At 70.2% G+C, this 14503-nt stretch carries 12 protein-coding genes; 6 read left to right on the forward strand and 6 right to left on the reverse strand.

What is annotated here, in order from left to right:
- The 3 genes from ACLJPY_RS27670 to ACLJPY_RS27680 are packed head-to-tail and all read left to right on the forward strand — an operon-like array spanning window position 1 to window position 2843.
- Window positions 1-816: an MBL fold metallo-hydrolase gene (locus ACLJPY_RS27670; protein WP_410592751.1), complete on the forward strand. Its 816-nt coding sequence runs from the start codon at window positions 1-3 to the stop codon at window positions 814-816.
- Window positions 817-835: 19 nt separating this feature from the next.
- Window positions 836-2491, forward strand: coding sequence for an alpha-keto acid decarboxylase family protein (locus ACLJPY_RS27675; protein ID WP_410592752.1), 1656 nt, complete (start codon window positions 836-838; stop codon window positions 2489-2491).
- Window positions 2492-2534: 43 nt separating this feature from the next.
- Complete coding sequence (locus tag ACLJPY_RS27680) at window positions 2535-2843, forward strand: EthD family reductase (protein ID WP_410592753.1); 309 nt, start codon at window positions 2535-2537, stop codon at window positions 2841-2843.
- Here ACLJPY_RS27680 and ACLJPY_RS27685 read toward each other — a convergent pair.
- The 5 genes from ACLJPY_RS27685 to ACLJPY_RS27705 all read right to left on the reverse strand — a co-directional run bounded on the left by ACLJPY_RS27685 (window position 2821) and on the right by ACLJPY_RS27705 (window position 10856).
- Complete coding sequence (locus ACLJPY_RS27685) at window positions 2821-3672, reverse strand: hypothetical protein (RefSeq protein ID WP_410592754.1); 852 nt, start codon at window positions 3670-3672, stop codon at window positions 2821-2823. The genes ACLJPY_RS27680 and ACLJPY_RS27685 overlap by 23 nt on opposite strands.
- A 134-nt stretch (window positions 3673-3806) precedes the next feature.
- A complete protein-coding gene (locus ACLJPY_RS27690; RefSeq protein ID WP_410592756.1) occupies window positions 3807-7304 on the reverse strand; it encodes a tetratricopeptide repeat protein in 3498 nt (1165 codons plus the stop codon).
- A complete protein-coding gene (locus tag ACLJPY_RS27695) occupies window positions 7291-8655 on the reverse strand; it encodes a hypothetical protein (RefSeq protein WP_410592758.1) in 1365 nt (454 codons plus the stop codon). The genes ACLJPY_RS27690 and ACLJPY_RS27695 overlap by 14 nt, the downstream gene beginning before the upstream one ends.
- Window positions 8656-8659: 4 nt before the next feature.
- Entirely contained in the window at window positions 8660-9793 is a 1134-nt protein-coding gene (locus ACLJPY_RS27700; protein ID WP_410592760.1) for a hypothetical protein, read from the reverse strand.
- Window positions 9794-9797: 4 nt separating this feature from the next.
- A complete protein-coding gene (locus ACLJPY_RS27705; RefSeq protein ID WP_410592761.1) occupies window positions 9798-10856 on the reverse strand; it encodes a hypothetical protein in 1059 nt (352 codons plus the stop codon).
- Window positions 10857-11098: 242 nt separating this feature from the next.
- Here ACLJPY_RS27705 and ACLJPY_RS27710 point away from each other — a divergent pair, with 242 nt between their 5' ends.
- Window positions 11099-11539: a hypothetical protein gene (locus ACLJPY_RS27710; protein WP_410592763.1), complete on the forward strand. Its 441-nt coding sequence runs from the start codon at window positions 11099-11101 to the stop codon at window positions 11537-11539.
- 87 nt (window positions 11540-11626) lie between these two features.
- Complete coding sequence (locus tag ACLJPY_RS27715; RefSeq protein WP_410593070.1) at window positions 11627-12586, forward strand: GlxA family transcriptional regulator; 960 nt, start codon at window positions 11627-11629, stop codon at window positions 12584-12586.
- A 72-nt stretch (window positions 12587-12658) separates the two neighbouring features.
- Here ACLJPY_RS27715 and ACLJPY_RS27720 read toward each other — a convergent pair whose 3' ends face one another.
- Window positions 12659-12955, reverse strand: coding sequence for a putative quinol monooxygenase (locus ACLJPY_RS27720; protein WP_410592764.1), 297 nt, complete (start codon window positions 12953-12955; stop codon window positions 12659-12661).
- A gap of 161 nt (window positions 12956-13116) precedes the next feature.
- Here ACLJPY_RS27720 and ACLJPY_RS27725 point away from each other — a divergent pair, with 161 nt between their 5' ends.
- On the forward strand, window positions 13117-14496 hold the full coding sequence (locus ACLJPY_RS27725) for an AlkA N-terminal domain-containing protein (protein WP_410592765.1): 1380 nt from the start codon (window positions 13117-13119) through the stop codon (window positions 14494-14496).
- Window positions 14497-14503: the final 7 nt, after the last annotated feature.

Consider the following 14503-nt stretch of genomic DNA (forward strand, 5'->3'; position numbering starts at 1 on the left):
GTGTCAGACCCCATCATCATGGTCGCGAAGCAGGCGGGCGACGTCCGCATTCACACCTTCGTCTCGTCCTTCGCCGACGGCAACATCGCGAACGCCACGCACATCGTCGAGACCGGGAACCAGCTCGTGCTCGTGGACGCGCAGTTCCTCGCGCCTTACGCAAGCGCCTTCCGGAGCTACGCGGACAGCCTCGGCAAGCCGATCGAGAGGCTGTACGTCTCGCACCGGCACCCGGACCACTGGTTCGGCTTGGGCGCGGCGTTCGGCGATGTCACGAGCTACGCGTTGCCGGAAACCAGGGACTTCATCCAGGAGCACGGCGAAGAATCGAGAAGCGACCACTGGAAGCTCGGTGACCTCGTGCCGGACCGGGTCGTCGTCCCGCAGAAGGTCGTCGACCCCGGCACGGAGACGATCGACGCGGTCAGGTACGTCTTCGACCGGGTGACGGACACCGAGATCGACTTCCACCTGACCATCGGGTTGCCGGAGCTGGGCGTGCTGTTCGCCCAGGACCTGGTCTACAGCGGCACCCACCTCTACCTGACGAAGGACATCGGCCACTGGATCCGGGTCCTGCAGGAACTGCTGGTGGCGGACTACGAACTCTACCTGCCGGGCCACGGCCTGCCGGCCGGCAAGAACGAGGTCGCCCGCAACATCGAATACCTCTCGGCCGCCCGGCAGGCCATCGGCAACGGGCTGACTGGCCGCGCCTTCAAGGACTTCCTGCTGCAGCGGTACCCCGAACGCAAGTGCCCGGGGATCTTCGACATCTACCTGCCCCGGCTGTTCGGCGGAGCGAGCGAATACTGACTACGGAGGTGTTCGAACCATGAACCAGGGGTACACCGTAGGACGGTACCTGGCGGACCGGCTCCACCAGCTGGGCTTGGCGCACCTGTTTTCGATCGCGGGCGACTATTCGATCGAATGGCTGAACCGGTACGTCGCGCAGAGCCGGATCGAGATCATCGAAGAAGTCAACGAGGCGAACGCCGGTTACGCGGCGGACGGGTACGCCCGGCTGAAGGGCATCGGCGCACTGTGCGTCACCTACTCCGCCGGCGCGTTGTGCGCCGTGAACGCGGTGGCGGGGGCCTACGTCGAGAAGGTGCCGATCGTGTTGATCAACGGCACGCCGAGCATCAAGAAAACCCTCACCTTCGAGCAGACCGGCTTCAGCGCGCACCACTTCATCAGCGGACGCGAAACGGATCTCCAGTCGTTCGAGCACATCACGGCCGCGGCCATCCGGATCGACAACCCCGACGTCGCACCGATGCTGATCGACTACGCGCTCACCCGGTGCATCAGCGAACGGCGTCCGGTGTACATCGAGCTCCTCCAGGACATGATCGACCTGGTGTGCGAACCACCGAGGGGCGTCCTCAAGCCGGCCCGGAAGCTGTCCGACGAAACCAGCCTCGAGCAGTCGGTCGCGCGGATCTGCGCCAGCCTGGCGACCGCCGAGAACCCGCTGATCTGGGTGGGCGTGGAGGTCGACCGATTCGGCCTGCAGGAGAAGGCCCTGCGGCTGATCCAGCTGCTGAACGTCCCGTTCGTCACGGAACTGCTGAGCAAGGCGGTCCTGCCCGAGGATGATCCGCTGTTCGCCGGGGTGCTGGACGGCCAGGCTTCCTCGGCGTCCGTCCTGGATCTGGCGAGGACGTCCGACTTCACGCTGGCCCTCGGCGTGTGGCTGACGGACATCAATTCGCTCGGCTGGACCCCGGACTACGACAAGACCGCGATCGCGTCGTTCGATTCGGTCAAGTTCGGCACCTATTTCGGCGCGCAGGTGGCGTTGGAGCACCTGATGGACGGGATCCTGGAGGAACAGGTCGCGGCCACGGCGCGGAAGCTGCCGGAGAAGAAGGTCCACCGCGCGCCGGCCGCCGGCTCGGTCGAAAACATCACGTACCAGGGATTCTACGAATTCATCCAGCAGTACATCGACGAGAACACCATCGTCGGTGCCGATGCGAGCATGAACTACTTCGGGAGCCTGCTGCTCGAGGTGCCCAGCCAGGGCGGGTTCATCGTCCAGTCGTCCTATTCGGCGATCGGTTACATCGGCGCGGCCGCGACGGGCATCTGCTTGGCGAAGCGGCACGACCAGCGGGTGATCGTGTTCTCGGGCGACGGCGGTTTCCAGATGACCGCCCAATGCCTCTCGACGCAGACCCGGTTCGGGCTCAACCCCATCATCTTCGTCATCGACAACGGGGTCTACGGCGTCGAGCAGTGGCTGGCGGATTCGACCGTTTTCGCCACGGAAAAACCGTTTTACGAATCATGCGTCCTGCACCGCTGGAACTACAGCAAGCTGTGCGACGTGTTCGGCTGCCAGGGCTGGAGCGTCGACACCTACCGGGAACTGGAAGGCGCGGTGGCGGGCGCACTGGCCAACTCGAACAGCCCGTCCCTCATTCAGGTGCTTGTGCCGGGCAAGTCGATTCCCGACAATGCGGAGTGGAAGACCCAGTAGTCGTACCAACGTTCACGATATCCCCGGAGAAAGGGCGAAAAAAGTGACCACGAAGATCACTGCGGTCTACGACAACCCCAAGGACGCCGAGGCCTTCGAAGCCGGCCACGCCGAACAGATCGCGTTGGCGAAGAAGCTTCCCGGGGTCATCAGGCTCGAGAGTGCGAAGGTCTGGCCGAAGGAGGACGGCAGCGAGACCCCGGCCTACCGCGTGCTCGACATCTACTTCGCCGACTACGACGCCGCAAGCCGGGCCGTCCAGACCGAGGAGGCGAAGGCGTTCGTCGGCAAGGTCTTCGAGCTGGCGACCGGCGGGGTGCGGCTCCTCTTCACGGACGTCGAGGAGGTCTGACCCACGCCTCGGGCGCCGGGACCCGGTCCGGCCACGGGGCCGGCGCCCCGGAGAGGCGGCGATGAAGGTCGAGGACGGCCTTCGCGCGGGCGAATTCGGCCGGGGTGAACGGCAGCAGCGCCCGGGTCACCACCAGGCCACCCTCGGTCCCGGCCAGCCGCAGCACCGTTCCGTCGAGGCCTTCACCGGTCCCCTTTCCCCGGCGCCCCAGGGGTTTCCGTTCGATTTCGCAATCGCCCAGGACCGCGAGCAGCAGCTGGACCAGGTCCGTTTCCGGCGCGGCCGCCAGCGTCAGCACCCGGGTCGGCAGGTCGACGAACTCGTGCACGTCCGTGGGTACGACCCGCACGGCCCGGCCGCCGCCGAGTTCGGTGACCGTGGCGATGTCCGCCGCGCTCGTGCCGGACGGCGTGCGGACCAGGAATTCGTCCACCACGCCGTCCGGCACCGCGAGCACCTGCAACGAGACGATGTCGTAGCGGTGCGCCGCCAGCGCGGCCGTCACGCCGGCCAAGCTTCCCGGCACGTCACGCACCGTGGCGCGCACCCGCCACGCCACTCCGGTCTGCGGCGGGTGTGCGCCGAGGTGGCCGCGAGCCGGGTCCGGTCGCGGGCGGTGCGTCCACCACCGGCGCCACGCGGCGGTGGCGATCAGGAGCCCGCCCAGCCCGAACAGCACGACCGGCCCCACCCGGTTGTGCGACAACGTGCTGACGAACAGATCGGCGACCCCGGTGGCGATGAACAGGGCGGCGAGCTCGACGAGCTCACGGCTCATCGAGGTCCTCGCTCGCCCGGCGGTCTTCGGCTGTGCCTCGGCTTCGCTCATGCGGCCAGCATCCACGGCGGCTCTTGCCCGGACCGCACTCATCTGTCTCGGTTCAGTTAACTCGGACCGCTCACCGGGCCCGCATGGGCAAACCCGTCGTAACCCGCCGTGCTCGAGCTCACTTCGGACCTTCGTCAGAAGCTCGGTCCGGAGTCGCCCTCCTGGTGGGTCACCTGGGGCGATGCGATCAGGTCGGTCAACGCGCCCAGCAGCCGGCGCCCCGCCTCCGGCCGGTCCGCCAGGTCGTTTTCCACCGCGGTGCGGAGGTTGTCCAGCCCGACCGTCGCCACGGCGAAGCGGCGGGCCTGGTCGAGGTTCCCCAGCTCGGTCACCGCAGCCTGGTAGGTCAGCTGGGCCTCCCGTTCCTCGTCGAGGCCCAGGTGCGCGAGCATCAGGTCGAACAGCACGCCGGCGCGGATCTGCCGCTCGTCGACAGCGCGCTGGAAGCAGTCCATCGCCTCGACGTACCGCTGCAGCCGGTAGAGGCACCAGCCGCGCAGAGAGTTCAGGAAGGCTTCCCGAGGGGAGATCCCCGCGAGGGCGCGCACCACCCATTCGTAGTGCTCGGCGGCCTGCTCCGGTTCGCCGGTCAGGTAGTAGGCGTTGGCGAGGCCCTTGCGCGGCCACGGATCCCGCGGCGCCAGCTCGACGGCGTGGGCGTAGACCTCGATCGACCTGGCGGGATCGGCGGCCTCGCCGTGCTGCAGGGCCCAGCCGAGCTCGAGGTACGTCGACAGGTCGGGACGGCCGAGGTCGATCGCCTGGGTGGCGGCATCCGCGGCTCGTTCCCACAAGCCCATGTCGGCGAAGATGTCGGCCCGCGCGGTCAGCGTTTCGGAAGTGTCCTCGAGCCGGGTCAGTGCGGCCAGCGCTTCCTCGAACCGCCCGGCCTGGGACAGCGCGAAGGACAGGTTCATGGTCAGCGTCGTGTTGCCGGGTGCGAGTTCGAGCCCGCGCGTGTACGCCGCCGCCGCTTCTTCGTAGCGCCCGGCTCCGGACAGCGTGTTGCCCAGCAGCCGCAGGACGTCGGGGTCGCCGGGGCTGCGCCAGAGCAGGTCGTCCAGCAGGCTCAGCGCCTGCCGGGTGTCGCCGGCCGCGGCCAGTGCCTGGGTGTACTCCTTCAGCAGGTCGACGTCTTCCGGCGCCCGGTGGATCGCGTCGGCGAGGATGGCGGCTGCTTCGTCCTGGCGCCCGACGCGCTCGAGCAGTACGCGCAGCTGGTGGTGGGTTTCGTGGTTGTCCGGCGCCAGTTCGAGCGCGCGTTTCAGGTCGGACTCGGCGTCGCCGAACCGGCCCGCTTGCGCGTGGGCAGCGCCGCGTGCGTTCAGCGCCGGCACGTTCGCCGGCTGGACGGCCAGCACGGCGTCCGCCTCGTCCGACGCTCCGGGCAGATCCCCGGCGAGGCGTTTCGCCGTGGCCAGCAGCGCGCGGTCGTCCGGTTGCTCCCCGTCCAGAGCCAGTGCCTGCTCGAGATCCGCCACCGCACTGACCGCGTCCCCCAAGCCGAGGTAAGCCCGGCCGCGAAGCCGGTGCGCCCCGGCGAGCCCGCTCTGTTCGCCGCACACCTCGATGGCCTGCGTCAGCAGGCGGACGGCTTCACGGTGCTTCCCTTGCAGCTGCAACGCCTGTCCCATACCGGTCAGCAGGTGGGGATCCCGGGGCGACTCCTTCAGGCCCGCTTCCGCCAGGTCGACGGCCTTGTCGAAGTACCGCTTCTTGGCCGTGGCCGCGTACCGCGCCAGATACGCTTCGACGAGGTGACCGCGGATCCAGCCGATCTCGACGCCGAGTTCGAGCGAACGTTCCATGTCTTTGATCGCTTCGGAGAACCGCTTCAGCGCCAGCAGCACTTCCCCCCGGGTGCCGATGGCGTAGGCGTATTCCGGCAGCAGTTCCACTGCTTCGTCCAGCTGGGACAGTGCGGCCTCGAACCTCCGGCGCCGGCGCAGTACTTCGCCGAGCAGCGCGTGTCCGACGGCGTTCGCGGGGTCGGCTTCCAGCGCCAGTTCGACCGTGCGTTCGGCCTCACCGAGTCGATCGGTCCCACCGGCGCTGAGCAGCGCGTTCGCGAGGCCGATCAACGCCGTGACCTCGCGCGGGCGCCGATCGAGTGTCTTCCGGTACCAGCGCTGGGCCTCGGTCCATTCGCCGAGCCCGGCCAACGCGTCGCCCAGCGTCGTCCACACCCACGGGACTTCCGGGTCGAGGGAGATCGACGTTTCGAGCTCCGCTTTCGCCTCGGCGAACCGTGACGCGCGGCAGAGCAGCTCGCCCAGCAGGGCGTGGGCTTCGGCGTTGCGGGGCTCCCGGGCGAGAGCGGCCCGGACGTCCGCGTCGGCGTCGGCGACCCGGCCGAGATCCAGGAAGGCGCGGCCGCGCAGCAGGTGCGCCCAGGCGTCGTCGGGATCGAGGCTCAGTGCCTGGTCGAGGAACTCCATCGCCGTGCCGAGGTACTCGGCGCGGGCGAACGCGGCACCGAGGTGGGAGAGGACGAAGGGCTGGCCGGGAGCGAGCCGGTCGGCTTCGCTCAGTGACGCGATGGCGAGGAAGGGCTCATCCGCGGCGAGGGCGAGGACCCCGGCCAGGATGGGGGTGCGCACGTCGTCCTCGGCGATCTTCCCCAGCCGGTCCACCAGCCGCCGGGCTTCGCCGACCCTGCCGACGTTGAGGAGCAGCTGGGCGTGCAGGATCAGCGCTTCGACGTCGTCAGGATCTTCGGCGCGGATCGCTGTCACCACTGTTTCGGCGCGATCGAACTCGCCGAGCTTGAGGAACAGCTCGGCCGCGGACAGCCGCTGTTCGGTGGTCCGCGCCGCGTCCAGTGCCACGGCGAGCCGGTCCAGCGCGTCGGCGGGGCGACCGTCGTCGATCAGCGCGTCGACCAGTGCCAGTTCCGCGTCCGCGGTCAGTTCCGGCGCCAGCCTCCGCACCTTGGCGGCCGCGTCGAGGGCGTCGTCGATGCGGCCGGCCGCGAGCAGCGCGGACAAGGCCGACAGCCACGCTTCCGCGGTGCTGCGCCGGTTGCCCTTCGTCGTCTCCATCAGTTCGGCGCGGGCGACCTGGGCCTGCCAGTCGTAGGGCGCGCGGTCGACCAGGGTGTCGAAGGCGTCCAGCGCCGCTCCGTGCTGACCGAGGTCGCGGAGCACCTCGGCGTGCGTGCGTCGGACGTCCGGGTTGTCTTCGCCCAGGTTGATCGCCGAGACCAGCCACCGCGACGCTCGCTCGGTCTCGTTCGCGCCGGCGAGCGCGATGCCGAAATCGGCGGTCAGGTCGCCGCGGCGCGCGACGACTTCACCGGCCCGGGTGAAGTCCGCCACGGCGTCGAGGAAGTGGTCCGGATCCGACTCGGCGATGCCCAGCACGGTGGACGCCGCCCCGGAGAGCGCGTGCAGCAGGCTGGTCTTCGCGTTCGGCAGCCGGAGCTTCCGCTCGACCTCGGACAGGATGTCCTTGGCCGAATTCACCGCCGCGTCCGTGTTGCCGTCCCGGAGGTCCTGCCGGGTCCGGTTCAGCTGCTCGTCGAGATCGGCCGTGTGCCGTGGCGGGAGCAGGGCGCGGGTGGGTGGCAGCGTCGAGGAGACCGCCCATTCGCCGGCGTAGGGGTCCCTTCCGGCCGGTTTACGCTTGACCACGACGGCCTCCTCGCTGCGGACGGCGTCCGGGCTGGGCCTTCCACATCGCTTTGACGTTGCCGTTCACCGTTTCGGCCCACTCGGGCGAACCGGGATTGGCCAGCCAGGCCGCCCAGGCCGCGTTCACCAGGACCAGCGGGTTCAGGTCGGCGGAAGAGCGCCCGATTTCGGCAGGCTCCCGTTCGAGCAGGGCCTGGTATTCCTCGACCTCGCCCCAGTTGGCGGCGTCGAAGGGATCGATGTCCTCCGTGTGCAGTTCATCGCAGATGCTCCGTGCGTACGGCCGCATCGAGTCCAGTTTCGGCTGGGAGAGCGAGGGGTCTCCGAGATGGGTCACCGCCTCCTGCCAGTACTCCCTGGTGAGCCTGACGACGTGCTGGTACTTGGCCGCGGTGCCGCCGAGTTCCTCCAGCACGCAGAGGATGACGGCGGCGCGTTCCAGGTCGAAGGGACGCTGCGGCTGGAACTTCAGCAGCGCCGCGGCACACCCGTAGGCCGGTCCGATGACGTAGGCGGCGTAGCCCTCCGCGAGCAGGGCTCGGTACGCGTCCGGCTGGTCGTCGGGCAGGCCCGGCACGGCCGTGCCGCGGTGTTCGAGGAAGAACTCGCTCATCGGTTTGACCGCGTGCGCCTTGCCGATCTCGAGGCCGACCAGCGGGATGTTCCAAATGGTCCAATCCGGGAAGCCGACCTTGACCAGCTCGTTGAGCGCACTTTGCAGCGTGGGCCGGCGGGCGGGCAGGGTCAGCAGCTTTCCCGAGGACGGTATGTAGCGCAGCAGCGCGTCGGTGATCGCACAGACCTCGTCGTCCAAGGCGTTGTCCCGCAGGGTGAGCCCGCCGAGCAGGTCGACGTAGTCCGCGAACAGGTCCTGGCAGCCGTTCTCGAAAGTCGACTCGTACGCCTTCCAGATCTCGCAGGGATCCTCGTCGCCCTTCAGCCGGTCTTGCAGAGCGGAGATGTCCGAGGCCAGTTCGGCGCAGCGGAGGTGGAGGCTGGCGGTCAGCTGGGTGTCGATCTCGACCACGGTTTCGTCGATGGTCGCCAGCTCGGCCTTGGCTTTCTTCGCCGTCTCGAAGGTGACGCGCAGCAGGTCCTCGAGTCCTCCCAGCGCCTGGTCCAGGTCGGTGCCGTCGTCGGCGTCACGTCTCAGGTTGAGGACGGCCCGCCTCGCCGCGGTCAGGTGGTTTATCACCGAGTCCCCGGTGGACGCTCCGATCAACCGGTTGAGCTTGTCGTGGCTCTGATGACGCGTACTCGCGGCGTTGGCGACGCGGCGTACTTTCGCGACGTCCTGAGCGAGCGCCACCAGCCGCATCTCCAGCAGCTCCTGGGGTTCCGGAATGCTCATCCGCTCACTCCTTCACTTCCCGGCACAGGGCGAGCGCTCGCTTGCTCACTTTGCCGAGAAGCCAGTCTTCGCAATCCCAGTGGTCCAGCCGCCACGTCCAGGCGGCGTTGAGGACGTCCGCGATGGTGACGTCCGGGGCCGGCGACGTCATGAACCGGTCATGGACCAGTTCCTGCACCCTGGCCGGCATTTCGTAGCGCGCACCGGGAAGGGCGTGGGTGGTGAGGAGGCCGACCATGGCTTTCGCCCGGCCGCGGATCTCTTCCGTGCACGGTGTGTTCGCCGCGACGGTGTCCGCGAGCGTGGCCAGCACCCGGCCCAGCGCGCTGTACCCGTCGCAGTTCGCCTGACCGTCTTCGCCGAGCACGGCGACGGTCGCTTCCACGGTGCGGACGCGCAGACTCCACGGCGGATGGGTCTCGCTCGTGGTCCCGGGCACGTCCGGTCGCGCGGCCAGGGTGAACATGGCGAACGGGTACGCGGCACCGAGCACGTAGGTCGCGTAGACGTCGGCGAACAGTTCGTTCGCGTGGGCCAAGCGGACCTTCCGATCGGGGCCGGTGCCCGCCAGCTCGCTGAGGTGGGCCCGGACCGGGCGGAAGTCGTCCCGCAGGGCGGGGTCGCTGTGGCTCAGTGCGGACGCGACGTGGTGGCCGAATTCGTGGGCCAGCACGGGCAGCTTCCACACCGACACATCGGGGAACCGGCTGCGCACCATGCTGACCGTGTGCTCGAAGAACTCGTTCTCCGCCACCGAAAGCAGCACGCCGCGCTCGACACCCGTGCGGCGCCGGAGGTGCTCGAGCAGGTGTTCCGCGACCTCGCCGATGCCCTGGTCGTGACCGCTTCGGCGCAGCAGTTCCCCCTGGGTGAACGACAGCGCCTCTTTTTTGATTTCGCTGGCCGAAACCCTTGCCGTTTCGAGCTTTGCCCAGCCGGCGCCCGGGTTCGCGTCCTTCTTGATCTCGGCGAGCTTGGCTACGGCGCCGGCGATGAGCCCGGCGAAGCGGTCTCGTACCGCCCGCCCGGTGGCGTTGGCCGGCGCTACGGCGTCCAGGACGGACGAGACCTGGCGCAAGTCGGCGATTTCGTGTTCTGCCTGTGCGGCCAGCAACTCGGCGGAAGTGGGGGCGGCCATCGGTTCACTCCGCCGCCCGTCCGACGATGCGGTTGCTCGTCCCGACGTACTCCCGGCCGATGACGACCACCGCGGCGACGAGCAGCACGTGCACGCCCAGGAGGATGAGGTGCAGGTGCGGGATGACCAGCTTGACGAACAAGGTGACCGGGGCGGCGAGGCTCACGGCGGTGCCGATCCACGCGCAGAGGTCCATCACCTTGGCGTGTTTCCCGCCGAGCTCCACCAGTTCCCCGGTGGCGGCACCCAGCTTGCCCGGGTCGAGTCCGCTCCGGTCGAGCTTCTCCCGGCAACCCCGGGCGGCTTCGTCGGCGCCGAGGACCACGCCGAGGGTGGCGAGACCGGGCGAGCCGTCGGCGGCGCTCCGGACCAACCGCTCGACGCGCTCGCGAACCGCCGCCAGCCGTTCCGAAGGCACGACCCGGTTCAGCAGGTCGACGGCCCCTTGGAGCGCGCGCAACCCCAGCTTCGCCAACCGGCCGCCGATCTCGTCCGAACGCACCTTCTCCTTGACCCAGTCCCACATGTCCTGCATCGGCTTGGGGCCGCCGTCCCGGATTCCGGTGATCGACTCGGTCACGACGTCCAACGAGCGTTTCGTCAGTTCCTCCAGGGTTTTCGAGAGCTGGTTGCACAGCGCCAGAACCGCTCCCTTTTCCGTGGCGGAATCGGGCGACGGCGGATCTTCCGGCGGGGCGACCGCCAATACTGCGACAGTTCGGTCGAGCTGCTGCAGCGATTCGTCGAGCGCCGACGGCTCGGCCTCGCCTTCTTCGCCGACCGCGATGCTCGCCGCGAGGAGGGTGTTGGCCACCTGGAATTGCCCCAGTGCCGAGGCGAGCACCTCGTCGGCGGCCTCCTGGCGCCGCTCGGGCGTGGGTTGTGCGCCGAGACCGTCGAACGCCATCGCGGCGGTTTCGTCGAATTGGCTCAGGCTTTGTTCGGCCGCGAGCGCGAGCCGGTCCGTGGCCAGTTCCAGGCCCGGGCCACCGAGCGCATCGCGGAAGTCCAAGCCCGCCGTGAGCACTGACGCAGCCGAAAGCCGGATCTTGTCACGCGGCATTGTCGTCGCCTCCCGCGGCCGAGCGCCCGTTTCACAATCCTAGTCGCGCGGTGCTACCCGAGCATTACAGAAACGTCCGGGTGACGAGTGGTCGTTACCGTCGCTCCGCTCCCCCGAGACGTTTCCACAATCGCGGACCGAGGACAGGACTCGCAGGATCACGGACATCCGGTCCCCGCCGGAGCCGGGACGGCGCGAAGGTTTCGGGCACAGCAGTCGGCCACCGACCACGAGGAGTCCCGATGAACCTGTCCTTGCGCACCCTGCCCGTCGTCCTCGCCGCATTGTCCCTCGCCGGCGTCTCCCACCTTCCCGCGTCGGCCGCCCAGGCGACCTGCACGCCGTGCAACGGCTACCGCTACGAGGAGCCCGGTTCGCCGGCCGTCTACGTGGTGATCGACGGTGTCCGGCACCACGTCCCGGACGAGGCGACCTACTTCAACCTGTGGCGGACCCGGGACGGCATCCTGCCCGGCGGCACGAACATCACCCTCGGGGAGCCCCTGCTGTCGAACTCCTACCTCGGGCAGGACGGCTTCGCGCCGTACAAGGTGTACCTCGTCGGCCGCAGCAGGCGGTGGATCCCGACCCCGGAGATCTTCAACCAGTACGCCTTCGACGCGAACAAGATCCAGCACCCGGCGAACATGCCCGGGCCGGGCCCGGACATCCCGGGACGGTGAACCGCCCCCTCCTCGCCGCCGCACCGCGTAGGCTGGTTGCGCGGCAGCGGCGGTGAGGGGGTCTCCGACGTGATCGAGGCACGGCGAGTGCTGGTGGTCGCCTACGACAACGCCCAGATCCTGGACGTCGCCAACCCGTGTGCGGCCTTCGAGATCGCGAACCGGCACGGCGCGGGTCCGCCGTACCGGCTCGAACTCGCCACGCCGGCGGGCGACCAGGTGCGCAGCTCGGCCGGGATCGCCCTGTCGGGCGCCCGCCGGCTCGCCTCGCTCACCGGCCGCATCGACACCCTGGTGGTCGTGGGCGGCTACGGGACCCGCGCCGCCATGGCCGACGAGGGACTGCTCACGCAGCTGCAGCGGCTGGCTCCGCGCAGCAGGCGGATCGCCTCGGTGTGCACCGGCGCGTTCGTGCTCGCCGCGGCGGGGCTGCTCGACGGCCGGCGGGCCACCACGCACTGGAGCTGGGGACAGCTGATGGCTTCGGTGTTCCCGGCCGTCACCGTGGACGTCGCACCGCTCTACGTCCGCGACGGCAACGTCTACACGTCCGCGGGCGTCACCAGCGCGCTGGACCTGTCCCTGGCGCTGATCGAGGAGGACCACGGGCCGACGCTGGCCCGCGACGTCGCCCGGGAGATGGTCGCCTACCTGCACCGGCCCGCCGACCAGGCGCAGATCAGCACGTTCCTGGCGCCGCCGCCGGGTGACCGGGTCGTGCGCGACCTGACCGGCTACATCACCGCCCACCTCGCCGACGACCTCAGCCCGACGGCGCTGGCCGCCCGCGCCGGGATCACCACCCGCCACCTCACCCGGCTGTTCACCGCCCAGCTGGGCGTCACGCCGGCTCGTGCCGTGCGGGCGGCGCGCGCGGAGGCCGCCGCCCACCTGGTCCGCGGGAGCGAGCTGTCGCTCGCGGCGGTGGCGCGGCGCTGCGGATTCCGTTCGGCGGAAACACTTCGCCAGGCGTTCCTCGGCCACTACGGCATGACCGGCGACCGGATTCGCCGGAGCGCGGAGCTGCCCCGGCCACTGGACGGGTGAGCACCCCGTGCCCCGGTCCGCGACGCCGCGTCGGGCCGGACGCGGCGATCGCCGCGCCCGGCCGGTACCGCATCAGAACCCGACGACGAGCTCGTGGTCGACTTCGACGAACTCCGTGATCAGGTCGGCGAACTTGCCGGAGATCAGTTCCTGGTACACCGCGGAACCGGTGTGCGCGTCGTAGGCGGCCTGGTCGGCGAAATGCTCCACGAACAGCAGGTAGTCCGGCTTGGCGGGGTCGCGGTACACGCGGAAGGACAGGGTGCCTTCCTCCCGGCCGGGGCCGAGGGGCGCGAACTCGTGCACGAGCCGCTCGGCCTCGGCCTGCCAGCCCGGTTTGAGGGGAATGGGGAAGACTTTCGCCAGCATGGAAAACCTCTCGGTAGCGGGGTGCGTGATCGGGACTCACCCTGCCGAGTGGGCGCGGTCGCGTCCGGTCGGATCCGGACACGTCTCGCCCGGTGCGCCGGGCACGGTCATGTCCGGATCCGGCTAGCGCCGGCCGGGCCGGATCGCCTACACCTGAGGACATGACGACTTTCTCGGCCGTGGTCACGACGGGCATCTACTGCCGTCCCGGCTGCGGGGCGAAGCCGCTCGCGGAGAACGTGAAGACGTTCGAGCTGGCCGCCGGGGCCGAGGCCGCGGGGTTCCGGGCCTGCCTGCGCTGCCGCCCGTACCGCGTCGCCGGCCCGGTCGGCGCCGACGCGCCGGAGCTGGTCTGCCGCGCGGTGCAGCTGATCATCGCCGGGGTGCTGGACACCGGGACCGAGGCGGCCCTCGGCGAGCGGCTGGCCGTGTCGCCCCGGCACCTGCGCCGGCTCTTCCGGGACCACCTCGGCGTGACGCCGGACGGGCTGGCCCGCTCGCGGCGGGCGCACTTCGCGCGCCGCCTGCTCGACGACTCCGACCTGACCGTCGCCGACATCGCGTTCGCCTCCGGGTTCGGCAGCCTCCGCCAGTTCAACCGGGACATGAAGCTGGTCTTCCGCGCGCCCCCGGTCGAGCTGCGCAACCGGCGCCGCAAGGCCGACCGGCTCGCCGCGGACGGCGGGCTGGTGCTGCGGCTGCCGTTCTCACCGCCCCTGCACTGGGAGGCGCTGAGCGCGTTCCTGGCCGAGCGTGCGGTCCCCGGCGTGGAGTCGGTGCGAGACGGCGTCTACCGCCGCACGATCAGCCTCGACGGCGAGGCGGGCGTCATCGAGGTGACCCGCGGCGGCGGCGACCACCTGCTGCTCACCGCGCACATGCCGTTCTGGGAAGGCCTCATCCACGTCGTCGGCCGCGTCGGGCGGGTGTTCGGCGTCGACGCCGACCCGGCACCGGCCGAAGCCGGGCTCGCCGCCGACCTGGTGATCGGCCCCCTGCTGCGCGCGCGGCCCGGCCTGCGCGTGCCCGGCGCCTGGGGGCCCTTCGAGGTCGCCGTGGCGGCCGTGCTCGGCCAGTACAGCGCCCGCGCACGGGTGCGGCGGCAGCTGGCCGGGCTGGTCGAGGCGGCGGGCCGGCCGGTGCCGGGCCTCGAACACGGCCTCACGCACCTGTTCCCGTCGGCCGCGACCCTGGCCGAGGCGGACCTGACCGGGGCCCGGCTGCCGGCGGAGGCCGAGCGGACGCTGCGCACGTTCGCCTCCGCGGTGGCGGACGGCGAGAACCTGCTCGACCCCGGCGCGAGCCTGGTCGGCTGCACCGCGGCGCTGACCGCGTTGCCCGGCATCGAGCAGAACACCGCCCAGGAGATCGCGCTGCGGCTGGGCCACGCCGATGCCTTCCCGGGGCGCACGTTCGAGACGACCTCGCTCGAACACGACCCCGCCGCCGACGCCGGCCGGCCGGCCGCGGCCTGGCACCCGTGGCGCGCCTTCGCCGCCACCCACCTGATCGCCGCCGGCGAGTCCACGTCGGCCGGTTGAACCACCG

The sequence above is a fragment of the Amycolatopsis sp. lyj-23 genome (genome assembly GCF_046549135.1).
Taxonomy (GTDB): domain Bacteria; phylum Actinomycetota; class Actinomycetes; order Mycobacteriales; family Pseudonocardiaceae; genus Amycolatopsis.

What these genes read in the sequence shown, in the direction of transcription:
- ACLJPY_RS27675 (WP_410592752.1), top strand. Translation starts at nt 836, where the DNA reads ATGAACCAGGGGTACACCGTAGGACGGTACCTGGCGGACCGGCTCCAC.
- ACLJPY_RS27685 (WP_410592754.1), bottom strand. Translation starts at nt 3,672, where the DNA reads ATGAGCGAAGCCGAGGCACAGCCGAAGACCGCCGGGCGAGCGAGGACC.
- ACLJPY_RS27710 (WP_410592763.1), top strand. Translation starts at nt 11,099, where the DNA reads ATGAACCTGTCCTTGCGCACCCTGCCCGTCGTCCTCGCCGCATTGTCC.
- ACLJPY_RS27705 (WP_410592761.1), bottom strand. Translation starts at nt 10,856, where the DNA reads ATGCCGCGTGACAAGATCCGGCTTTCGGCTGCGTCAGTGCTCACGGCG.
- ACLJPY_RS27700 (WP_410592760.1), bottom strand. Translation starts at nt 9,793, where the DNA reads ATGGCCGCCCCCACTTCCGCCGAGTTGCTGGCCGCACAGGCAGAACAC.
- ACLJPY_RS27695 (WP_410592758.1), bottom strand. Translation starts at nt 8,655, where the DNA reads ATGAGCATTCCGGAACCCCAGGAGCTGCTGGAGATGCGGCTGGTGGCG.
- ACLJPY_RS27725 (WP_410592765.1), top strand. Translation starts at nt 13,117, where the DNA reads ATGACGACTTTCTCGGCCGTGGTCACGACGGGCATCTACTGCCGTCCC.
- ACLJPY_RS27720 (WP_410592764.1), bottom strand. Translation starts at nt 12,955, where the DNA reads ATGCTGGCGAAAGTCTTCCCCATTCCCCTCAAACCGGGCTGGCAGGCC.